The 22,244-nt window shown below is 51.2% G+C and carries 21 protein-coding genes and 4 tRNA genes; 7 read left to right on the top strand and 18 right to left on the bottom strand.

The genetic code is table 11. From position 1 onward, the window contains the following. Positions 1 to 36: 36 nt before the first annotated feature. The 15 genes from rplJ to mnmG all read right to left on the bottom strand — a co-directional run bounded on the left by rplJ (position 37) and on the right by mnmG (position 9,675). Positions 37 to 561, bottom strand: a complete 525-nt coding sequence (gene rplJ, locus NIZ92_RS19265; RefSeq protein WP_009464320.1) for a 50S ribosomal protein L10 — start codon at positions 559 to 561, stop codon at positions 37 to 39. Positions 562 to 794: 233 nt separating this feature from the next. After that, the gene (rplA, locus tag NIZ92_RS19270) at positions 795 to 1,490 is read right to left on the bottom strand and encodes a 50S ribosomal protein L1 (protein ID WP_026484874.1); all 696 of its coding nucleotides are present in this window, start codon (positions 1,488 to 1,490) and stop codon (positions 795 to 797) included. A gap of 3 nt (positions 1,491 to 1,493) precedes the next feature. Further along, positions 1,494 to 1,928, bottom strand: a complete 435-nt coding sequence (gene rplK, locus NIZ92_RS19275) for a 50S ribosomal protein L11 (RefSeq protein WP_009464323.1) — start codon at positions 1,926 to 1,928, stop codon at positions 1,494 to 1,496. Positions 1,929 to 1,995: 67 nt separating this feature from the next. Beyond that, positions 1,996 to 2,529: a transcription termination/antitermination protein NusG gene (gene nusG / locus NIZ92_RS19280; protein WP_009464325.1), complete on the bottom strand. Its 534-nt coding sequence runs from the start codon at positions 2,527 to 2,529 to the stop codon at positions 1,996 to 1,998. A 9-nt stretch (positions 2,530 to 2,538) separates the two neighbouring features. Continuing rightward, complete coding sequence (gene secE, locus NIZ92_RS19285; RefSeq protein WP_009464327.1) at positions 2,539 to 2,919, bottom strand: preprotein translocase subunit SecE; 381 nt, start codon at positions 2,917 to 2,919, stop codon at positions 2,539 to 2,541. 45 nt (positions 2,920 to 2,964) lie between these two features. Then, positions 2,965 to 3,040, bottom strand: a tRNA-Trp gene (locus NIZ92_RS19290). A 95-nt stretch (positions 3,041 to 3,135) separates the two neighbouring features. Next, the gene (gene tuf, locus NIZ92_RS19295; protein WP_009462422.1) at positions 3,136 to 4,326 is read right to left on the bottom strand and encodes an elongation factor Tu; all 1,191 of its coding nucleotides are present in this window, start codon (positions 4,324 to 4,326) and stop codon (positions 3,136 to 3,138) included. A gap of 43 nt (positions 4,327 to 4,369) precedes the next feature. Then, positions 4,370 to 4,444, bottom strand: a tRNA-Thr gene (locus tag NIZ92_RS19300). A gap of 37 nt (positions 4,445 to 4,481) precedes the next feature. After that, a tRNA-Gly gene (locus NIZ92_RS19305) sits at positions 4,482 to 4,555 on the bottom strand. Between the two features lie 56 nt (positions 4,556 to 4,611). Then, positions 4,612 to 4,698: transfer RNA gene (locus tag NIZ92_RS19310), tRNA-Tyr, on the bottom strand. A 123-nt stretch (positions 4,699 to 4,821) separates the two neighbouring features. Next, the gene (locus tag NIZ92_RS19315) at positions 4,822 to 5,148 is read right to left on the bottom strand and encodes a hypothetical protein (RefSeq protein WP_254002465.1); all 327 of its coding nucleotides are present in this window, start codon (positions 5,146 to 5,148) and stop codon (positions 4,822 to 4,824) included. Between the two features lie 156 nt (positions 5,149 to 5,304). After that, the gene (locus NIZ92_RS19320) at positions 5,305 to 6,243 is read right to left on the bottom strand and encodes a ParB/RepB/Spo0J family partition protein (protein ID WP_009462421.1); all 939 of its coding nucleotides are present in this window, start codon (positions 6,241 to 6,243) and stop codon (positions 5,305 to 5,307) included. Positions 6,244 to 6,272: 29 nt separating this feature from the next. After that, the gene (locus tag NIZ92_RS19325) at positions 6,273 to 7,088 is read right to left on the bottom strand and encodes a ParA family protein (protein WP_021447168.1); all 816 of its coding nucleotides are present in this window, start codon (positions 7,086 to 7,088) and stop codon (positions 6,273 to 6,275) included. A 2-nt stretch (positions 7,089 to 7,090) separates the two neighbouring features. Continuing rightward, complete coding sequence (gene rsmG, locus NIZ92_RS19330) at positions 7,091 to 7,762, bottom strand: 16S rRNA (guanine(527)-N(7))-methyltransferase RsmG (protein ID WP_254002466.1); 672 nt, start codon at positions 7,760 to 7,762, stop codon at positions 7,091 to 7,093. Then, positions 7,759 to 9,675 carry a tRNA uridine-5-carboxymethylaminomethyl(34) synthesis enzyme MnmG gene (gene mnmG, locus NIZ92_RS19335; protein ID WP_254002467.1) on the bottom strand — a complete coding sequence of 639 codons (1,917 nt, stop codon included), beginning with the start codon at positions 9,673 to 9,675 and terminating at the stop codon, positions 7,759 to 7,761. Before mnmG ends, rsmG begins: the two co-directional genes overlap by 4 nt. Before the next feature lie 885 nt (positions 9,676 to 10,560). Between mnmG and NIZ92_RS19340 the strand changes: the two genes are divergently transcribed. Both NIZ92_RS19340 and NIZ92_RS19345 read left to right on the top strand, forming a co-directional pair. Further along, positions 10,561 to 11,733 (top strand): methionine aminotransferase, encoded by a 1,173-nt coding sequence (locus NIZ92_RS19340; protein ID WP_203145277.1) that lies wholly within the window; start codon positions 10,561 to 10,563, stop codon positions 11,731 to 11,733. 139 nt (positions 11,734 to 11,872) lie between these two features. Continuing rightward, the gene (locus tag NIZ92_RS19345; RefSeq protein ID WP_254002468.1) at positions 11,873 to 12,301 is read left to right on the top strand and encodes a hypothetical protein; all 429 of its coding nucleotides are present in this window, start codon (positions 11,873 to 11,875) and stop codon (positions 12,299 to 12,301) included. Between the two features lie 601 nt (positions 12,302 to 12,902). Here NIZ92_RS19345 and NIZ92_RS19350 read toward each other — a convergent pair. Continuing rightward, on the bottom strand, positions 12,903 to 13,961 hold the full coding sequence (locus NIZ92_RS19350; RefSeq protein ID WP_254002469.1) for a metallophosphoesterase: 1,059 nt from the start codon (positions 13,959 to 13,961) through the stop codon (positions 12,903 to 12,905). A 1,495-nt stretch (positions 13,962 to 15,456) separates the two neighbouring features. On the opposite strand from NIZ92_RS19350, the gene NIZ92_RS19355 reads away from it, so the two are divergent. From NIZ92_RS19355 to NIZ92_RS19365, 3 genes are all read left to right on the top strand, one after another. Beyond that, positions 15,457 to 16,824, top strand: a complete 1,368-nt coding sequence (locus NIZ92_RS19355; RefSeq protein WP_035269543.1) for a diguanylate cyclase — start codon at positions 15,457 to 15,459, stop codon at positions 16,822 to 16,824. A 220-nt stretch (positions 16,825 to 17,044) separates the two neighbouring features. After that, the gene (gene asd, locus NIZ92_RS19360) at positions 17,045 to 17,893 is read left to right on the top strand and encodes an archaetidylserine decarboxylase (RefSeq protein ID WP_009458320.1); all 849 of its coding nucleotides are present in this window, start codon (positions 17,045 to 17,047) and stop codon (positions 17,891 to 17,893) included. Between the two features lie 202 nt (positions 17,894 to 18,095). Beyond that, positions 18,096 to 19,097, top strand: a complete 1,002-nt coding sequence (locus tag NIZ92_RS19365; RefSeq protein WP_247966230.1) for a DUF4105 domain-containing protein — start codon at positions 18,096 to 18,098, stop codon at positions 19,095 to 19,097. A 217-nt stretch (positions 19,098 to 19,314) separates the two neighbouring features. Here the strand turns inward: NIZ92_RS19365 and NIZ92_RS19370 are convergent, their stop codons facing one another. After that, complete coding sequence (locus NIZ92_RS19370) at positions 19,315 to 20,232, bottom strand: pyridoxal-phosphate dependent enzyme (RefSeq protein ID WP_254002470.1); 918 nt, start codon at positions 20,230 to 20,232, stop codon at positions 19,315 to 19,317. A gap of 562 nt (positions 20,233 to 20,794) precedes the next feature. On the opposite strand from NIZ92_RS19370, the gene NIZ92_RS19375 reads away from it, so the two are divergent. After that, positions 20,795 to 21,148 carry a MarR family transcriptional regulator gene (locus NIZ92_RS19375; protein WP_021447165.1) on the top strand — a complete coding sequence of 118 codons (354 nt, stop codon included), beginning with the start codon at positions 20,795 to 20,797 and terminating at the stop codon, positions 21,146 to 21,148. A gap of 4 nt (positions 21,149 to 21,152) precedes the next feature. Here NIZ92_RS19375 and NIZ92_RS19380 read toward each other — a convergent pair whose 3' ends face one another. After that, the gene (locus NIZ92_RS19380; RefSeq protein ID WP_039942407.1) at positions 21,153 to 21,431 is read right to left on the bottom strand and encodes a hypothetical protein; all 279 of its coding nucleotides are present in this window, start codon (positions 21,429 to 21,431) and stop codon (positions 21,153 to 21,155) included. Between NIZ92_RS19380 and NIZ92_RS19385 the strand changes: the two genes are divergently transcribed. Next, positions 21,418 to 22,206: a PhzF family phenazine biosynthesis protein gene (locus NIZ92_RS19385; protein WP_060186807.1), complete on the top strand. Its 789-nt coding sequence runs from the start codon at positions 21,418 to 21,420 to the stop codon at positions 22,204 to 22,206. The two genes, NIZ92_RS19380 and NIZ92_RS19385, sit on opposite strands and share 14 nt — an antisense overlap. Positions 22,207 to 22,244: the final 38 nt, after the last annotated feature.

The raw sequence follows: 22,244 nt of genomic DNA on the forward strand, positions 1-22,244 counted from the left end.
CGTTCGCAACGACGAAGTTTCCTGAAGGAAAACTGCTTACGCAGCTTCTTTCTGATCGCGCACAGCCGCCAGGCCGCGAACAAACTTGGTGGGAACTTCGTTAAGCGTACGCACAAAAGTAGCGATAGGTGCTTGCATGGTGCCCAGCAGTTTCGCCAGCAATTCTTCGCGCGAGGGCATTGTGGCCAGAGCCTTAACACCATCAGCATTCAGAACGCTATTGGGCAGCGCACCGCCCATGATGACCAATTTGTCATTGGTCTTGGCAAAATCTGCAACGACTTTCGCCGCAGCAACGGGATCTTCACTGATGGCGTACATCAGAGGACCCACGAGCTGGCTGGAGATACCGTCAAACGAGGTACCTGCCAACGAACGACGAACCAGGGTGTTTTTCAACACACGCAGGTAGACGCCAGACTCACGCGCTTTTTTGCGCAATACGGTAGCAGAAGCGACGTCCAGACCACGGTACTCGGCGATAATGATCGATTGGGCCTTTGCCAGTTCGGCAGTGACTTCTTCGATGACTACCGCTTTCTCTTCACGATTGAGACTCACGGTTGAACACTCCTTCAAACGATGTCGGGAAGGCTTCCCAACATCAACCGAATGCGGCGCACCTGGACGAGTTCTATAACGAATTCTTCCACGGGCGCCGTCTACGTTGGATGGGACGTTCTGCCCCGATTAAGCAGTGAGATGACAAGTCAGCCAACTGCTCCAACGGTCTTTGACAGCAGTGACCCTGTAAACAGGATCACAGCCCAAAGTTCTTTTTTTCTAACTGTTGATTAAACAGTCAGAGATGCAATTTCAACACGTGCACCGCCACCCATGGTGGAGGACACGGCAACCTTGCGCAGGTAAACACCCTTGGCAGCGGCTGGACGAGCCTTGTTCAAGGCGTCAACCAGGGCAACCAGGTTGGTCTGCAGCTGTTCAACGTTGAACGAAGCGCGACCAATGGTGCTGTGAATGATACCGGCCTTGTCGGTACGGTATTGAACTTGACCAGCCTTGGCGTTCTTAACAGCCGTAGCAACGTCAGGAGTCACAGTACCAACCTTGGGGTTTGGCATCAGGCCGCGAGGACCCAGAACCTGACCCAGGGTACCGACAACACGCATGGTGTCAGGCGAAGCGATCACAACGTCAAAGTCCATCTGACCGGCTTTGATTTGCTCAGCCAGGTCGTCCAGACCAACGATGTCAGCACCAGCTTCACGAGCGGCGTCGGCTTTTTCGCCTTGGGCGAAAACGGCAACACGCACGGTTTTACCGGTACCAGCAGGCAGAACCACGGAGCCACGGACCAGTTGGTCGGACTTACGAGGATCAATGCCCAGCTGAACAGCGATATCGATGGATTCGTCGAACTTGGCAGTGGCAGTATCTTTCACCAGGGCCAGAGCTTCGGCCACAGGGTAGAACTTGTTGCGGTCGATCTTGGCAGCAATAGCGGCTGCGCGTTTGCTTACTTTAGCCATGACTTACACCACCCCTTCAACGTTGATGCCCATGCTGCGAGCGCTACCAGCGATGGTACGCACAGCGGCGTCCAGATCGGCAGCGGTCAGGTCGGGTTGTTTGGTCTTGGCGATTTCTTCAGCCTGAGCGCGGGTCAGCGTACCGACTTTATCCACGTTAGGACGTGCAGAACCAGATTTGATACCAGCAGCCTTTTTGATCAGGATGGTTGCTGGAGGAGTCTTCATGATGAACGTGAAGCTCTTGTCAGCAAAAGCGGTGATCACCACAGGAATTGGCAGACCGGGTTCCAGACCCTGTGTCTGGGCGTTGAACGCCTTGCAGAATTCCATGATGTTCAGACCGCGCTGACCCAGCGCTGGACCGATTGGAGGGGATGGGTTTGCCTTACCAGCTGGGACTTGCAGCTTGATAAAGCCGACGATTTTCTTCGCCATGCTTAGCTCCTTGCGGGTGATGACGCCTGGCACATGATGCGACAGGCTTCCCGGGGGTTGTAATTAATCAGGTCTTTTCGACTTGATCGAAATCGAGTTCAACGGGGGTGGCGCGACCGAAAATAGTAACGGTGACACGAACCTTGTTTTTCTCGTAGTTAACTTCTTCGACGTTACCGTTAAAGTCTGCAAACGGACCGTCCTTGACGCGTACCAGTTCGCCAACCTCGAACAGCACTTTGTGCCGTGGCTTCTCAACGCCCTCTTCCATTTGCGACAGGATTTTTTCCACTTCGCGCTCGGAGATGGGAGCGGGACGGTTACCGGAACCGCCCAGAAAGCCGGTGACTCGCGGCGTACTTTTTACCAAGTGCCAGGTTTCGTCGGTCAAGGCCATCTCGACCAGAACGTAACCAGGGTAAATACGTCGCTCTGTAATTGATTTCTTGCCGTTCTTTACTTCAACGACTTCTTCCGATGGAACCAGAATGCGACCAAACGCTTCTTGGAGATCAGCGCGTTCAATGCGCTCCACCAGAGCCTTGTGCACGCTTTTTTCCATGCCGGAATAAACGTGAACCACATACCAGCGTTTGCTCATGTGTGCCCTTTATTTCCAGCCCAGCAACAGGCCATAAATGATCCAGCCGAGCCCTTTGTCAATCAGCCACAACAAGATGGCCATAACGGCAACAAACACAAAGACGATACCCGTCATTTGCGTTGCTTCTTTACGGGATGGCCAGTGAACGCGACGCACTTCCGTGTAGGCATCACGAGAAAAAGCGACCAGGCGGCGGCCTGTATCGCTAAACCAGATGATCAATACGGCGACGATTAAGCTGGCAACAAATACCCCAGCGCGAACCAGTGAATTTTGGCCATCCAGAACGGAATAGCCAACAATACCGGCGGCGACGACTAGGACCGCTAGGCCCAGCTTGATGCGCTCGGAACCTCGGTTAACGGTTTCTACGTTGGTATTCGACATATTCCGACGAGTGACGCCACGCGAGGTGGTGGCGAGTGACTGTGGTGGCAGGGGCAGAAGGAATCGAACCCTCAACCTTCGGTTTTGGAGACCGACGCTCTGCCAATTGAGCTATACCCCTATACCTTGACAAACCGTAGCGCGCTACTTTGCTACGTTTAGCTTTTAGGCAAAAGAGGATATTAACCTCTTTCGCCCAAAATTACTACTCTTTTTTTACTTGATGATTTTTGCAACCACGCCAGCGCCGACGGTACGGCCGCCTTCGCGAATAGCGAAGCGCAGACCTTCTTCCATGGCGATAGGAGCGATCAGAGACACTTTCATCGAAATGTTGTCGCCTGGCAGAACCATTTCCTTGTCTTCTGGCAGCTCGATGGTGCCGGTCACGTCAGTTGTACGGAAGTAGAACTGAGGACGGTAGCCCTTGAAGAAAGGAGTGTGACGACCACCTTCTTCTTTGGACAGAATGTACACCTCGGCGTCGAAGTCCGTGTGTGGCTTGATCGAACCGGGCTTGGCCAGAACCTGACCACGTTCCACGTCTTCACGCTTGGTACCACGCAGCAGCAGACCGACGTTATCGCCAGCTTCGCCCTGGTCCAGCAGTTTGCGGAACATTTCAACGCCGGTACAAATGGTCTTGACCGTGTCTTTGATACCCACGATTTCGATTTCTTCGCCGACTTTGATGATGCCGCGCTCAATACGACCGGTCACAACCGTACCACGGCCGGAGATCGAGAACACGTCTTCAACAGGCATCAAGAAGGTACCGTCAACGGCACGCTCAGGCGTAGGAATGTAGCTGTCCAGCGCTTCGGCCAGAGCCAGAACGGCTTGGCTGCCCAGTGGGCCTTCGTCGCCTTCCAGAGCCAGTTTGGCCGAACCCTTGATGATCGGGGTGTCGTCGCCAGGGAAGTCGTACTTGGACAACAGTTCACGAACTTCCATTTCAACCAGTTCGATCAGCTCTTCGTCATCAACCATGTCGGCCTTGTTCAGGAACACGATGATGTAAGGAACGCCAACCTGACGGCTCAGCAGGATGTGCTCGCGAGTCTGGGGCATTGGGCCGTCAGCGGCCGAGCAAACCAAAATAGCGCCGTCCATCTGGGCAGCACCGGTAATCATGTTCTTGACGTAGTCAGCGTGGCCGGGGCAGTCAACGTGAGCGTAGTGACGGTTAGGCGTTTCGTACTCAACGTGCGACGTGCTGATGGTGATACCACGTGCTTTTTCTTCAGGGGCGTTGTCGATCTGCGAGTAATCGCGCGCTTCGCCGCCGTATGCCTTGGACAGAACCGTGCAGATTGCAGCGGTCAGAGTGGTTTTACCGTGGTCAACGTGACCGATAGTACCGACGTTGACGTGCGGTTTAGTCCGTTCAAACTTGCCTTTAGCCATGGCAGACTCCTGAAGGGATAGAACGATATAGAGAAGAGAGATGTGGTGCCCATGACGCGGATCGAACGCGTGACCTCTCCCTTACCAAGGGAGTGCTCTACCACTGAGCCACATGGGCATTCAACTTCAGCCGAGAGTGGCTAAAGATTTTTACCTGGAGCGGGTGAAGGGGATCGAACCCTCGTCTTAAGCTTGGAAGGCTTCTGCTCTACCATTGAGCTACACCCGCAGACTTTTCTTCACCCTCTCCTAAAGTCGCCTTGCTGGCTGACTCTAGAAAAGTGCTGGTGGTGGGAGTTGGATTCGAACCAACGTAGGCGCAGGGCCAACAGATTTACAGTCTGCCTCCTTTAACCACTCGGACATCCCACCCGAAGCGAAAATCGAATTATGGACATGTTTTAAGAGGTCGTCAAGCCTTTTGGGAAGAAAACTGAATAATTCGATGAATTTTTTAGAAAAACCGGATTTGGGGCGCTTTTCTTACCGGTTTTGTCACTGTTTACAGGCGTCAGACATGCCGCTTTTGAATGCTTTCAAAACCAGGGAATCACGGTGAAATACGGGTAAACACATAGATTTTTTTCTGTTTTCAGCGCTTGTTTTTGTAAGCAAAAGATACGAAACCGGATTTTTCGCTTTTAATCCGGCTCTCGGACGTCTTCCCTGCTCTGTTCCCTGACTTGCTTGGAGTTTTCCTCTTGCTGTTTTCCACTGGCCGGGGCACAAGCAAGCAATCTGAAAACCATGCAGCCATGAACTACCTCCAGAAAGAAGCTTGGATTGCTGATGAACTTTACTTAGGAAGGAGCAATCCATCATTCCAGAAGTTGTTCCAGTTCATCTCCCACCAGCTGCTTCTTTTTTTCAGCCAAATACTGCTCAGTAGCAAAACACGGGGCATGGCAAGGAAAAAGCCGACCTAAGGTCGGCTTTTCTACATCAACTGCATCGCTTTCAGCGTGGCGCGGGCCTGACTTAATCGTCCGTTTGCTCCAGCAAGGACGATAGCCCCTGCTTTTCCAGCAAAGCATTCAAATGCTCCCAGCCATGGAAAGCGATCTGCAACTGGCCCTTGTCCTTGGCACCGACCTTCAAGGTCACCTTGGTACCTAGGTGGTCAGACAGCACCTTTTCAAAGCGCTGTACGTCGCCATTGCGGTTCGCCTTGCTCTGGGCCTGCTTGCTGGCAGGCTCGTCATCCTCGTGCAAAGCACGGGCGACCAGCTTCTCGGTTTCACGCACCGACAGACGGCGGGCAATCACCTCGTTGGCCAACATGATCTGACGGGCAGCGTCCACAGCCAGCAAGGCACGAGCGTGACCCATATCGATGTCGCCGGCCAGCAGCATGATCTGCACAGGCTCTGCCAGGTTGATCAGACGCAGCAGGTTGCTGGTGGTCGAACGCGAACGGCCAATCGCCTGAGCGGCCTGCTCATGAGTCAGACCGAACTCGTCCAGTAAACGCTTCACACCTTGCGCCTCTTCCAGCGGATTCAGATCTTCACGCTGGATGTTCTCGATCAGTGCCATGATGGCGGCGTTCTCGTCGCCTACCTCGCGCACCAGAACGGGCACTTCTTCCAGACCAGCAATTTGCGACGCACGGAAACGACGTTCACCGGCGATGATTTCGTATTTGCCCTTGTCCTTACCCGACAGAGGACGCACCAGAATAGGCTGCATCACGCCTTGTGCGCGAATGGACTCGGCCAGCTCGTTCAAGGCGCCCTCGTCCATGCGAGTACGCGGCTGATACACCCCAGCCTTGAGCAGTTTGACGGGCAGGTTGGAAGGTGGGCCATCGCTCACCGTCGCTTCGCCCTTTTTCCCGATGGTTGCGATAGCGCCTGCGTCTGCGCCGAGCAAGGCATCCAAGCCTCGACCTAGACCTTTTGGTTTTCGTGTAGCCATGCTTACATTCCTATTGATTCTTGTGTGCCTTATGCCTTGTCGCTGCGGGATTCTTTCTTCAAGCGCTTGATCAGCTCTTTACCAAAGTCCATATAGGCCTTGGCACCCCGGGAGTTCTTGTCATACACAATACCTGGCATACCGTGGCTTGGCGCTTCAGCCAAACGTACGTTACGTGGCACCACCGTCTTGAACACCTTATCGCCAAAGTGTGTCTCGATCTGATTGGAGACTTGCTGCTGCAAAGTTACGCGGCCATCAAACATCACCCGCAGCAAACCAATCAACTCCAAATCCGGGTTGATATTGCGATAGACCCGTTTAACCGTATTGACCAGATCCGACAGCCCTTCCAGCGCAAAATACTCGCACTGCATGGGGATGATGACCCCGTGAGCACTGGCCAAACCATTTAACGTCAGTAACGACAAGGTAGGTGGGCAGTCGATCAGCACAAAATCGTAATCGTCCAACACCTGAGCCAGAGCCTGTTTAAGTTGTTGCTCACGCTCTTGCATCTGGATCAGGTCGATTTCTGCGCCCGACAGCTCCCTATTGGAAGGCAAGACGTCATAACCACCTGTTTCTGAATGTATCTTTACGTTAGCAATGCTTTCGTCGCCAATCAGGACTTGGTACAAATTACCAGACAGGCTGTTTTTATCAATACCACTACCCATGGTGGCATTACCCTGAGGATCCAGGTCAATCAATAAAACCTTTTTCTTCAGTACAGCAAGAGCAGCTGCCAAATTAATTGCTGTGGTCGTCTTGCCTACCCCGCCCTTTTGGTTCGCAATACAAAACACATAGGCACGGGGAGATTTATCGTCTTTTTTACTCATGATTATCCTTGCTGCACCAACCACACTAGACAACGCTGTGCCTCTAGCTCCGGTACGGTTAATGATTCTATTCGTTCGACCCGCCAGTTACTTTCAGATTGCAATGCCGCTATTTCTTGATCAGGTTCTTTACCCTTCATAGCCGCAATGCGTCCACCTGGACGAACATGCCTGCCTGCCAAATTTACGAAATCAAGCAGCGAAGAAAAAGCTCGAGAAACCACAATATCAGCCTGCATGGGTTCCAGCTGCTCTACACGCACATGCATCGCCGACAAATTGGACAAGGCCAAAGCACCAACCATTTGTCGGACAAATGCCATTTTTTTCTCGACAGCATCGATACAGGTAATGTTCCACGTGGAACATGATGCTGCCAAAACAACTCCCGGCAAACCTGCCCCTGACCCTACATCTACAATCTTTACCGATTCTTGTGTCTGTGCATTGTTGCCGGCCAGATAGTTCTGAAACGGACGGACAATCGACAGGCTATCAAAAATGTGTTGCACCAGCATTTGATCTGGGTCACGCAGGGCGGTCAGATTATAGGTACGGTTCCAACGCTGCAACTGATTTATGTAATCCAGTAGCTTGCGTACCAGGACAGGGTCCTGATCCAGACCCAAATCCAGCAGGGCCTGATTCAGGCGTTTTGAAAAAATATCGCTCATGCCGTTTGTTTGTTCTTTTGCTTGCGCTTCAGGTGTACCAACAATAAAGAAACCGCCGCAGGTGTCACACCTTGAACACGCCCGGCCTGGCCAATGGTTAAAGGCTTGGCAGCCTTCAAGCGTTGGCGCACCTCAATCGACAATCCCTTGATGTCGTCGTAATCCAGGTCCTCTGGAATGGCTTGCTCTTCCAGTGCTGCCTGACGAGTCACCTCATCCTGCTGACGCGCCACATAGCCCGCATACTTCACCTGAATTTCCACCTGCTCCACATGCACCGGATCTGCCAGACCTGGGCCTGCTACAGGCATGCCTTGGTCATTCAGCACAGCCATCAACTTGGCGTAGTCCACTTCGGGACGCTTGAGCAAATCGAAGAAGGAGTACTCCCGTTCGATACTTTTACCTAACAGTGCATTTGCTTGTTCGGCAGGCAAATTGCGGGGGTTCACCCAAGTACCCTTCAAGCGTTCAATTTCACGTGCAACCGCATCGCGTTTGCGATTGAAATGATCCCAACGGGCATCATCCACCAGGCCCAACTCTCGGCCAATTTCAGTCAATCGTTGGTCGGCATTATCCTCCCGCAGACTCAAACGGTATTCGGCACGAGACGTGAACATACGGTAAGGCTCGGTCACCCCACGGGTAATCAAATCGTCTACCAACACACCCAGATAGGCTTCGTTGCGACGTGGATACCACTGCTCTTTCTCTTGTGCCAAACGCGCTGCATTCACCCCGGCCAACAAGCCCTGAGCGGCGGCTTCTTCGTAACCTGTCGTGCCATTGATCTGACCGGCAAAGAACAAGCCACGAATCTGTTTGGTCTCCAGCGTGGGGTACAGGGATCGAGGGTCAAAATAATCGTATTCAATCGCGTAACCTGGACGCATGATGCGGGCATTTTCCAAACCAGGCAGGCTGCGCACCATAGCCAACTGGATATCGAAAGGCAAGCTGGTCGAGACACCATTGGGGTAGATCTCGGTCGTGCTCAAGCCTTCAGGTTCCAAAAACACTTGATGGCTGCTCTTGTCCGCAAAGCGATGAATCTTGTCTTCGATAGACGGGCAGTAACGCGGACCAATGCCCTCGATAGTGCCTTGGTCGCTATACATAGGCGAGCGATCCAGCCCGGAACGGATGATGTCGTGGGTACGCTCGTTGGTATGCGTAATCCAGCACGGCATCTGTTGAGGATGCATGGAAACATCGCCCATATAAGAGAACACCGGAATCGGATCGCTATCGCCAGGTTGGACTTCCAGGCGGGAGAAATCGATGGTGTTGGCATCAATGCGCGGAGGGGTCCCTGTCTTCAACCGCCCTTGCGGTAACTGCAGTTCCCGCAAACGATGCGCCAAGCTGATGGACGGCGGATCCCCTGCCCGGCCCGCAGAATAATTATTCAGGCCTACATGGACCAGACCATTCAAAAAAGTTCCTGCTGTCAGAACCACAGATTTGGCTTTGAATTCCAAGCCAATCTTGGTCACAGCACCCACAACCCGATCACCTTCCACAATCAAGTCTTCGACTGATTGCTGGAACACCATCAGGTTGGGTTGGTTTTGTAGAACCTCGCGAATAGCCTTGCGGTACAAAGAGCGGTCCGCCTGAGCACGAGTGGCGCGCACGGCTGGGCCTTTGGAGCTATTCAGAGTACGGAATTGAATACCGGCGTGGTCGGTAGCCAACGCCATTGCCCCGCCCAGCGCATCCACTTCCTTGACCAAATGCCCCTTCCCAATCCCCCCAATAGAAGGGTTGCAGGACATCTGCCCCAAGGTATCCATATTATGGGTTAACAATAAGGTAGACACGCCGGTTCGAGCTGCCGCTAAAGCCGCTTCGGTACCAGCATGTCCGCCGCCTATGACAATAACGTCAAACTCTTCGGGATAAATCATGTCAGAACAGCTAAAAAATAAAAATCAATTATACGATTACCAGCGGAGTATGTTTCACGTGAAACACATGGAACCAACATCTGTTCCACGTGGAACACAGTTTTTTGCGTAAATACTACTGTGGATAACTTTGTGGAGAAAGGGACGCTTTTTTATCCCCAGGCCACCTTGGGAAGCACAAGCAGCGCTTGCAAAGATTTTCTTCAGCCAGAACTCTCCACGGAGCGAAGCCATAAAAGGCGCGCTTATCACTCTTAAATCCCCTAAAAGGGGCTATCTAAGCCAGTACCTCACAACAGGTGGATAAAAGCAGCCCAAGCAGGCAGCAAAATTGTGGATAACAGAGCAATAAAAAGAAATACTGCCTGAGGACCACATCCACCGTTCTACAGCGTGGCGATAAGGAAATTTCGGCTGGCCTGCGGAAAATATAAGGCGTCGATTATGTAATCCGACTACCTTGGCTGCAAGAAAAAAGTGTCCTATGCGCAAAAAGACAGCTACCCAGATAGAACAGGATTTACTTGAGACGACAGATACTTTGAAGAAACAGCAGCACCTTTAACGCCTAGCTTAAAACCTGGGACTTAATCGAGAGGACGAAGTTAAGACACAGGTCTAGCCAGAAAATTCCCGTGGCTACAAGACGAGCCTGCAGCGCGACGGCTGAGGAAGGAAAACAGCAGGAGAAGCCGGGCTCGGAACCTATATAGGCAATAGCTATATCAATGTAAGAAACCGATCCTGAGTGGTCAGTTCCACGATCAACAGATACGCGCAGAATCTATGGTATTTTCGACAAGAATTTGTCTGATACTTCGCCACCCAACTTTTTACTCAAATCTGAAGCGCGGGTGCATTTTTATTATTCATATCAGTAGACCCATGCAGATCACATCCAAGCTCCCTTCTGTGGGCACCACCATCTTTACCACCATGAGCCAGCTGGCTCTGGAGCATAAGGCCATTAACCTGGGCCAGGGCTTTCCAGACTTCAATCCGGATCCAGCCCTGATTGAGGCTGTGCACCAGGCCATGCTGGATGGCATCAACCAATACCCTGCCATGGCTGGTTACCCTGCCCTGCGAGCCGCCATTGCCAGCAAGACGCAGGCTCGGTATGGCCGCCTTTACAACGTGGATACGGAAATCACCGTCACCAGTGGCGCTACTGAGGCCTTAATGGCCAGTTTCCAGGCCTTTGTGCACACAGGCGATGAGGTCGTCGTAATCGAGCCCTTCTACGATCTGTATATCCCCGCCATCGAGCTGGCCGGAGGTACCCCTGTTGCTGTCCCCATGACAGCGCCTGGCGAGGCTGTACCCTACTACCGCGTCGACTGGGACCGCGTGGAGCAAGCCATTACCAGTAAGACCCGTATGCTGGTAATTAATTTCCCACACAACCCAACCTGCACCATCTTGCAGCCCCAGGATCTGGACGCGTTGGAGCAGATTGTAGAAAAGCATCCTTCCTTGATCATCTTGTCCGATGAGGTCTATGAACACCTGACCTTCGATCAGAAAGAGCATCTAAGTCTTGCTACCCGCCCTCTCCTGGCAGAACGAGCAGTAATCGTTTCTTCCTTTGGCAAAACCTTCCACGCCACAGGTTGGAAAGTAGGCTACTGCTGTGCTCCTGCCAGTCTCAGCACGGAAATTCGCAAGGTCCACCAATACACCGTCTTTACCGTTCCTAGCCCCTTACAGGCTGGTTTAGCCACCTATATGCAGGATCCAGCCACCTGGGAGAGTCTGCCCGCGTTCTACCAGGAAAAACGCGATCATTTGCATCAAGGTCTGCAGAACACCCGTTTCACTCCTATGCCCAGTGAAGGGACTTTCTTCTTGCTAGCCAGCTACGAACACATTTCGGAGCTGTCCGAGCTGGATTTTGCCAAGCATCTGAACCAGAACTATGGCGTAGGCGCGATCCCCGTCTCTGCCTTCTACCTGAATCCCAATTCTGAGCAGGCTAACCATCGTTTGCTGCGTTTTTGCTTTGCCAAGCAGCTCAACACCCTGGACCAGGCTATTGAACGCCTGAAAAAGGTCTAAAGGCTTTTTTCCCTACCTTCATCAAACCGCCGTCAGGCGGTTTTTTTTGTGTCCTGATTTTTGTGGACAAGTGCAGTCATCGCAATCTTGCCTAAATCTGTCACACAAGCCCTGCAACGGCGACGTAAAACAGTAAGCATTGTCCGAAGCACAAACCATCTACCGCAAACCACAAAACCCGCATCTTGTGCCCCATAGAACGCCAAACGTGAAACAGGCAATACAGCCTTCCAGCGCTGTCCTGTTGATAACTTTGGGGGTAAACCTGATTTTTTGCCCAGTTATCGCTTCTTTTCCTTTGAGAAAAGTAAAAATCAGCCAGCTCGCAGGCCTTCCTGTTTCAGTTCATGTGGCTTGCCAAAAAACAGGCCTCAAAGTTAAAACCAAAAAAAATATAGATATAAAACAAGGACTTATTTCAATATCACAAGCTTTGAACGGACTTTGCAACTGTGAAAATACACAGGTCACCAAGCCTCTTCGAGCACCACAAGATACGAGCAAGCACAAACCAACGCTTTACCCACAAAATGTGGATAAGTCAAAAATTCAAACAAGATTGACCTAGTACAAGCTCCAGGCGCAGCAATCCCTGCAGCCATAGCAAACTCTTGGCCAAACATGTCGTCCAGGTAGAACACCCCTCTTTTGCCATCCCGTTCCTTTGTTTGAGTTTTTCTCATGTTGAAAGAAAACTCTGGGAACAGACGACAAAGTCGATCTTGTACGGTTCTGAAAATAAATTTTCAGCCTTTGACGCTCAGATTTCTGTATGCAAAAGCCGCATAAGCCAGCTTTGAGCGAGATCGTGATTTTTGTTCATGGACTGCATCTTAGTCGAGAACTTTTAGCTTGCAAAGGGCATGGAGCTGGCCTGCAGAGAGTTGAACTTATCTTATATAACAAGCACTTAAATCTTTTATTGGAATTATTGGATGGAGCCCTGTTGATAAGTCGAACAAGTGTCTTTAGCAGCGTTAAAACAAGAGCTTAGCGCTTTTTTTTCCGGGGATAGATCTAACGCTTACCGGTGGATGGTTTAGGTACAACTTTTAGACTTCACAAAGAAGTACCTACTTATGCCTTATGTATCCACACCCTGTTCACAATGCCCTTCCTAGAGCTTATCCACAGCAAAGAAAATTGTAACAGCGGAATATAAAGTGAATTTACCGGGTTGCTTGGGTAAATCCGGTGTCTGTCATGATGATTTTCTCTGGCCAACGCAAAGCGGCCAGGTGAAAAGCGGAGCCTTCAGGTGCCTGGTCCTTGCGGCGATCGCGCCAACGAGCTCCTACGGAAAAATCCACGCAAAATGTGTTTTTCTTTGCTCCATGCCAGGAAAATGGATCTATATCCTTGAATAATAAGGAATATTTAGACATTTTCGCTGCTGGTTGAGGAAAAAGCTGACGCCAATAATGACCAAAAACGACAGGAATATCGTCCTGGTAGCTGTTCCACCAAGGAGTTCGGTCGGAAAAACGCCAACGGTTGCCAGCAAAAAACGGACGATCTGCGGGTCCTTCAGTGCCGGAAGTCAGCAAACGGATGGGGTTGAAGTCATTTTTGACCAAATCGTAGTCAATGTAGGCCTGCAACAAAGGTATCAGGGTCTTTGGGTCTTCAATTTTTTCTTTCCATTCTTGTTTTGCAGCTAGATATTTATTCAGAATTCCTTTGTTTTCTGCATAAGTATCAGCTTTACGCTCACATTCAAAGAAAAAATCAAGAAAATCTTCGTTTTTAACCGATCTAATTGCATCAATAGCAGGATTATTCCAGGCTGCATGCACAATTCTCAGATCATCTCTTTCCAATGCAATGGGTAGTGAGCTTAAAAACTCTCGGATTTTGTCTCTATTTTGAGGTTTTGCACGTATAAATGGCGAGTAATTTTTTAAATCTGACTGATATCGCTGATCAAAATACCAACCTGATCCATCTTTTGCATCATCTATCAGTAGATTGATTTCATGATTACCTAATATCCCTTTTGCTTTATTATTATTTATCAAGGACTTAAGGTATTCAATTACAGCAGGGCTATTTGGACCTCGGTCACAATAATCTCCCACGAATATCAGGCTACGTTGCTCTGGATGAGAGCCATCTTCTTGGTAACCCAAATTTTGGATCAGTTGTTGCAAGGCCTGAAGCTCTCCGTGTACATCACCGATGATGTCTAAAGAACCAGCAGGTAAAGGCTGTACAAGAAAGTTGGGCATGGGTGAAGAGATCTTTATTTAATAATAACTATATATATAACTGGTAATGGATAATGGGTGTCTGTGGATAAGTGGCATAGATAGAAATTAACCTTTAATTTCAGTACGTTATTGACCACTTTCGCCTGTGCACCACCCCGATGGAGTCGGTGGACCGAAACTGGACAAAATTTGAGGCCTGGCCAGACAGGCAACTTATCCCCCTTTCATCCACAGCAGGTCCACAGCAGGCCTTCTTGGAGCTTATCCACAGGGGCCCAGAGCCAGTAGCTGCCTTAAATATAGCTTTTTTGCCCAGTCCCTGACCGATTTTCTGGCCGGATCTCGCCCGCCTGGAGCGTCTGGATGAGCGGATGTCGGTGTTTGCACCAACACCATGTTGAAGTGCGAATTAAGCCCTTATAATATCCACAAATTATTCACTTTCTTATTAACTGCTGATTTCTCCGGATTTTATATTTCCATTTCTGGTCTAATCTATTTTGTTAATAAAATTGTGGATTTCTTTGTTATCCAGATCTGTGGATAAGTTTGATTATCACGACTGTTATTTGTTTTCCAGTTCCAAACAAAATCCTGTTCTCGTAATTCAACACCGTGATTTTGTTTTCTTTCATTTTTTATTTCTGTCTTCAAAAAATAAAAAATTAGCAGTCCGAATTATCATTTTTAATTGTTGTCTGGATTGCTTTCTTCTTACCTATCTATCTTTTATTTGGACTGGCCTCTTTGTTGGTTAATGTGTTTCCTTAGAAAAAATAGAAACTAATCAAATATTTGAGTCTGTTTATCTCTATTCTCCAGTCGCTTTCTTTGATTATTTCTTGATTCCTTTCCGAGTTTTTTAGATAAAGTTGGCTTATTTTTAATAAAAAAATAACTTGAAGCAGAGTAATAAGTATTGAATGATCGGGTTTAGCGATGGAACCTATCTGCCGACTCGACTCGACTCGACTCGACTCGACTCGACTCGACCCGACTGCGGCGGCCAGGCTGTCTTATGGAAACCTGGGTATTTGTTCAGTATTGGATATAAACCCAGTCCTATGTGCCCGTTTCCCGGCACACCCTCCCTTGCCCAAGCACTAGCATGCTTTATTGATCGTTCTCTGTCCGGATGCTAAACGTGGCTTTTTGGCGATAGTGGGCAATTCGTTTTGTCAGCTATCTACTTTGATAGGACAATCTGCTCACCGTGGAACTTTCGGTGCGTTTGGGTCGACAAAGCCATAGGTTTGAATCGCAAATTGCTGTCAAAGTGAGGCGAAACCGGCACTTGCTCCAGTACATGGACAACGTATTTCTGCCTTGGCCCGTGGAATCACCCACTTATCTTTAAGGGGTATGTTTTTTCCTTGTGGGCAGCAAGGGTATTCTCCTGCTAGCCCGTGGCTTGTATCGCTATAAGAAATAGCGCGAAATCTCCCCTCATGTAACAATTGCCGCCAAGGCTGTTTAATCCTTAAGTATCGTCTCGCTACTCTCCCTGTACTTCATGTCTCAACCGAATATCGAAGAAGCCGCTCAGGACTGGCACGGCTTGCTCCAGAAAGTGCCCCTGGCGGTCCGTGCTCATGTGCTGACTATCACTCAAGATAACCAGGACGAGCTTGCGACCCACTTTTATACGCATATGCTCAAGCACCCTGCCGCACAGGTGTATCTCTCGCATGATCAGGTACATAAGCGCTTGCATCGCTCCTTGCGCAGTTGGTTGGTACAGCTGTTTTCGGTGGATGAACACAGTGATATGCAAGATCAGGTCAAGCTGCAAAATCAGGTTGGCGAGGTTCATGCTCGGGTTGGGGTGCCGGTTCACCTGGTGCTGCGTGGTGCACGCTTGCTCAAGGGGCGTTATGCCCGCTTCCTGTTTGAATCTTCGACTATTAGTTCCGAGCAGGCCTGGGAGTGCTATCGCTACATTCAGAACTTCATTGATCTGGCGATGGAACTGATGAGCCATGCTTATGCCAATTCGCGTGAGCGTAAATCCCGTGCCGAAGAGTCCTATCGCCTGTTTGCCATTGTGCAGAACGTGGCGGCCGAGCGTGGCCGACAGCGAGCCGCGCTGCTGGATTGGGAAAATCTTTTCATGTTTGCGATGGCGGTCAACAATGGTGTGACGCCTGCCCCGCGGATTGGAGATTCGGACTTCGGTATCTGGTTCAAGCATAAGGGTGCGCATGCCTTCCAGGGCACGGTAGAGAGTCGTGAGATCCTGGACTTGATGAATCTGATTGATACCGAGCTGATGCCGGCTTTCGAGCAAGGGGACGCGAAAGGACAGGTTCTACGCTTGCATGAGCTGCGTGATCGAACCCGAGCCATTGGTTTGCACCTGGATCGCTTGTTTGAGCAGCAAAACGAGCTGGAGTCGGGCCGGGACGTGCTGACCCGCCTGTTAAGCCGCAAATACCTGCCTGTCGTGCTTAGCCGTGAAGTGGGCTATGCCCAGCAGCGGGGATCGCGTTTTGCGCTGCTGGCCGTGGATATAGACTTCTTCAAGCGGGTTAATGATACTCATGGCCATGATGCCGGTGATCGTATCTTGCGTCAGTTTGCTGAGCTGCTCAGCAATAGCGCGCGTGCCGGTGATTACGTGTTCCGCCTTGGGGGCGAAGAGTTCCTTCTGGTCTTGGTCGACGTGGATGCGGATGGTGCGATGCGTGCCGCCCGTAATTTGCGTCTTCGTATTCATGCGGAGACCTTCCGGGTTGTGGATGGCGAAAGCATGAATATCACCGCCAGTATTGGCGTGGCCTTGTACGACGGTCACCCGGATTACGAGCGCACGCTGCGCCGGGTTGACCGCGCCTTGTATCAGGCCAAAGAAGAAGGCCGCGACCGGGTTGTCTACGTCTGATGGGACGGGCTTGCCCGCCCTTTTATGTCGTATGGCGGCAACCTGTGCTACAAGTGCGTATTGTTTTGTTCCTGCCAGTGTTTGGTGCCTGATTCCTGACGGTTGCGCGGCCTTTGAAGTGGTGGCTCCGGCCGGATGTGGCGCGTGAAACACAATTACATTGAATGGCATAAACGCTTTGGCCCCAGGCTGAAGCAGGATTTGTTTGCGAGCTGATTTTATGCATCCCCGTTTGGCTGTTCTTCCCCAGTACCTGCTCCCTAAACAGGCTCTGACCCAGTTTCTAGGCGGCTTGGCCTCCAAGCCCATGGGCGGGCGCACGACCTGGGCTATCAAGCGTTTTATCGACCGTTATCAGGTCGATATGAGCGAGGCAGAAAACTCCGACCCAGCCAGCTACGCTACCTTTAACGAGTTTTTTGGTCGTGCCTTGCGTCCTGGTGCCCGCCCTATCGCGGAGACGGCCTTGGTCAGCCCGGTTGATGGTGCCATCAGCCAGTTGGGGCCTATCCAGGGTGCCGAGGTGTTCCAGGCGAAGGGGCATAGTTACTCGACGACGGCTTTGGTAGGCGGAGACGCTCAGGAGGCTGCCCGCTATCAGGATGGGCTGTTTGCGACCCTGTACTTGAGTCCTAGCGACTATCACCGGGTACATATGCCTTGTGCGGGTGTGCTCAAGCGCATGATTCATGTACCGGGCGATTTATTCTCGGTCAATCCGACGACGGCGCGCGGTGTTCCCGGCCTGTTTGCCCGTAATGAACGTGTGGTCTGCTTTTTTGACTCCGAGCAAGGCCCGTTCGTGTTGGTGCTGGTGGGGGCGACGGTGGTGGGCAGTATGGTCACGGTTTGGCATGGTGTGGTAAATGCCTCGCGTGACGGCAAGATCCACGAGTGGAACTACGAAGGTCAGAATATCGCCTTGCAAAAGGGGCAGGAAATGGGCCGATTTCTGCTGGGTTCCACGGTGGTGATGCTGTTCCCCAAAGAAAGCGCCTATCGTTTTGATCCGAGCTGGCAGCCGCAAGGCGTAATCCGCCAAGGTCAAGCGATGGGCTATCAGGGCTAAACCCTGTTTTCTAATGAATAAAACCTGTGTTCAAGTGGACACAGGTTTTTTTTTGTCGTCGGGTCGCCTAAAGGCTCGGCGCCTCCGGCAAAAATTCCCCCTTTTTTGGGGGGGGCAGCAAGCCGAAGGCGTTGTGTGGGGCTTTTTTTTGACGGTTCAGCGCTTAAAAGTAATCTGTATTCAAGAGGTCTGTGGAGTGAGTATGAAAAGGTGGGGGGCGATAGTGATCAAGATTTTGGTCCTGTTATTGGTCTTGGCGGTAGCGGCCTGGGGCGCGCTGGCACTACAGTTTCAGTTGTCAGCAGGTCTGGGGCGCTGGCTGGCATTGGCTGGCTGGGTAGCGGTGGCTGGATTGAGCCTGTATGCCTTGAGCAAGGGCAAGAACTGGCTCTTTGCACCCCAGGCGTTGGGCTTTCTGGTGTTGGTAGTCTGGTGGAGCAGTATTGCGCCCAGCAACGACCGGGAATGGGCGCCTGATGTGGCCAGAATGAGTTACGGCGAGGTAAATGGTTCCGTGGTGACTCTGCACAATGTGCGTGACTTTAACTGGCGCAGCGAGACCGATTTTGATGAGCATTGGATTAGCCAGGACTACGATCTGCAGACGCTCAAATCGGTAGATATGTTCCTTTCGTACTGGATGGGCCCGGTGATCGCTCATACCCTGGTGTCTTTCGGGTTTGAGGATGGCCGCCATGTGGTGTTTTCGGTAGAAATACGCAAGGAAAAGCACGAGGCATTTTCTGCGATAGGCGGTTTTTTCAAAGAGTTTGAGTTGAGCTTGATTGCGGCAACAGAGCAGGACATTGTGCGTACCCGTAGTAATGCGCGCGGCGAAGACGTGTATATGTACAGCGTGGAGTTGGCAAAACCTGCCATGCAGGCCTTGTTCTTGTCTTATGTGGAGCAGGGCCAGCAATTGCAGACTACTCCTCGTTTCTACAACACCTTGACGGCTAATTGCACCACCATTGTTTACGACATGGTCTCCAGGATCGTGGACGGGATACCGTGGGACTGGCGTGTGCTGGCTTCGGGCTATTTGGCCGAGTACGTGTATGGTCTGAATGCTTTGGCGCCAGGCCATAGTTTCCAGGAACTGAAGCAACTGGGCTACATCAACCCGAGAGCCTTGTCGCAGCAGGAGGGGCAGGATTTTTCTGCTTTGATTCGACAGGATTTGCCTCTCGTAAAGCCTTTTTAAGGCTGCTTTAGGCGCTTTTGTTCCACGTGAAACATATGTTTTACTTTATACGCTCTGAAAATTAGAGCGTATCAGGAATAAAAATAATAAATAAAAACCCCATCATATGAAAATCATGTGATGGGGTTTTTTAATCCCTGTACCCTGTTTTCCAGATTGCAGATGCGATAGAAAATAATTATTTTTGCCAAATGCGTCAGGGCCGTTCATGGACAGCTTAAGGAGTGGCCCGCCACTGCACCAACTGCTCCAGCGTCGTGGTGTTGCCACCACACACAACGACCAGAATGTTGCTGTACGGAGCCAGGGCCTCATGATCCAGGTAGAGAGTCGACAAAGCCGCGCCACATGCGGGTTCCACCAGAACGCGATGATCGGTCAGAAAGCGCAGGCATGCGCTGACGGCCTGAGCATCGCTGACCTGAACGCAGGTGGTGGGATGAGATTGGCTAATGGCGTAGGCCTGATCGCAGACGCGTGGTGCAGCCAAGGAGGTGGCAACCCCACTGACTTCGCCAAGTGTGATGTGCTGGCGCTGCCTTACCGACTCGCCAAGGCTGGCGGTGCCCTGGGTTTCTACCGCAATAATCGGGGTTTCGTCCCAACCCTGCTCCCGCAGGCCTTGGGCCATCCCGCATAGCAAGCCACCTCCGCCTACAGCCAGCAAGACGGCATCCGGCTGTACGCCCATTTGGGCCACTTCTGCGATCAGGCTGGCGTGGCCTTCCCAAAGCAAGGGGTCATCAAATGGGTGAATCAGGGCGTCGTCTTCTTGCACCAGGGTCAGCGCATACTCATGAGCTTCCTGCCAGTTCTTGCCGATTACGTGCAGCTCGGCTTTTTCCCGTTGAATCAAGCGTCTGGCGTGTTCGCTAGTGGTTTCGGGGACGACAACAAGGGTGGGCATGGCCAGGCGGCGTCCGGCATAGGCAACGGCAATTCCGGCATTGCCTCCCGAAGAAATGATAAAGCGCTTCTTTCCTTGCTGGGCATGGTGCTGACACAAGTGGCCAATACCGCGAATTTTGAATGATCCGCTAGGTTGCAGCGCATCCATTTTTAACCAGATTTGTTTGCCAAGCTGCTCGCTCAAGGCGTGTGAAAAAATGAGCGGTGTCTCAAGGTGAAGAATCATTTCTTATCGTTCCAGATTTTATAGTGATCTGAGGGGGCGCGTTAGGCGCTCCGAGCGCTGTTCACCACATTTTATCGGTCTGAAACACGTGTGGCTAAAGATCCTGGGCACGGTTTTGTGACGACCAGGACAAGCGGGCGGAAAATTGTTTGGAAAGGATGCTTATATCATCGGGCCTGGATTTTGTAACTGTTCTTGTTCTCTGCGCTAAGTCCCTTTATTAGCGTTTAATGTGAGGCAGCTTACTAACTAACTACGTGTCTGCACCTACTTACAATTTTGCTTCGTCTGGACTGTAGTGTTCAAGCTAAATCAAGGGCTTATCTGATAAAATTCCAGATAAATCGCCCGACTCAAGACCCCTTTCCGTACGGAATTCAGGCCCGGTCTTAAGCGTTTAATTTTAAGTGCATGATAAGCACCGAAACTCATTCCAATCACTCGGGCCATAAAGCAGTGTTGTTTTTTGCTTTGCCTGGGCGGAATAAAAACAATAATAACCAGAACTTATTTCTAGAAAGGACGCTGTGGTAGCGGTTCTTAAAGGAATAAAGATTTTGTTATGAAAACTGCCACCAGACCTGCTGATATTTATATGCGTTTTTTGCAGCTCGCCGATTCGCTGCATACCCTGCCTTGCTTGCCTTGCCTGGACCCTCTTGAAGAGCGGATCCTGGTGCTGGTTGCCAAGGCATCGAAAGACTGTTTGCGTTTGTCGGTGCGCGATGTCATGGCCGTAGAACGGCTGGGATCGCCCGCGACTATTCATACCCGCCTCAAATCCATGCGCGAGAAAGGCTGGATCGTCCTTAGTGATACGGAGGACACTCGCCGCAAACAAGTGGATTTGAGCCAGGCTGCCCTGCTGCATTTTGATCGTCTTTCTGCCTGTCTTTTAGAGGCGGCAAATGTTTGATTGATCAAATGGCGCGGCCTTGCACCCGTTGTAATTGCTGAACCCGCAAAAAGAAGCGTTTGGCATCAGGTAAATAAGCGGGAAGCGCTCGGGTCCAACTAATGGAATGCAAACAGGCGTTTGCAAAAAGCGCTCGCGTGTCTGGTGCTTTAAAAATGGAAAAGATAGGCGGCATTAAAACAATGCCCTGTTCCGCGGATTTACCTGCCTTCAAAGAGTCTATTTTTCTATACTGGGGACTCACCTTGAATTCCATGCCTGGAGGCAGAATGCGCTTACCCATCTATCAGCTTGATGCCTTTACTGACACCTTGTTTGCAGGCAATCCTGCCGCCGTGGTGTTGTTGCCCGAGTTCCCTGACGATGCCTTGATGCAGTCGATTGCGCAGGAGAACAATCTTGCCGAAACCGCCTTTCTGGTGCCACAAGGCCAGGACTTTCGCCTGCGCTGGTTCACCCCTACGGTAGAAGTGCCCTTGTGTGGACACGCAACATTGGCCAGCGCCGCCGTTGTGCTGCAGCATGTGCGTCCCCAGGACAGCCAGGTGGTGTTCCATACGCTAAGTGGTGCTTTGACGGTGCGTCGTGACCAAGACAGCTATGTCATGGATTTGCCTGTGCGCCCGGTTCACCGTGTGGATGACAATCCTTTGCTGGAGCAAGCCTTGGGCACCAAGATTACGCAACTGTGGCGTAATGACTTCACCCATCTGGCTGTATTGGAAACGGAAGAGCAAGTGCGACAGCTGCAGGTGGATGCGGCAGCCATGCTGGCCAGTGGCTGTGACGGATGCATTGTGACAGCGCCGGGCTCGGGCCAGTTTGATATTGTCAGCCGCTTTTTTGCTCCTGGTCACGGGATTGAGGAAGATCCGGTTACGGGCTCGGCCCATTGTGCTTTGCTGCCGTACTGGGCTCCTATCCTGGGCAAAACTCATTTGCTGGCGTATCAGGCTTCTGCCCGTGGTGGTGTATTGGATTGCACCTTAACGGGTGACCGCGTGTTCTTGAAAGGCCAGGCCGTCCTGTATATGGAAGGACACATCCAGATCGCCTGAGACGATGCCAAGCGGTTTAAACGGGCATGGCGGTGCCG

The sequence above is a fragment of the Alcaligenes sp. 1735tsa3 genome, from assembly GCF_024134565.1.
Taxonomy (GTDB): Bacteria; Pseudomonadota; Gammaproteobacteria; order Burkholderiales; family Burkholderiaceae_B; genus Alcaligenes; species Alcaligenes phenolicus.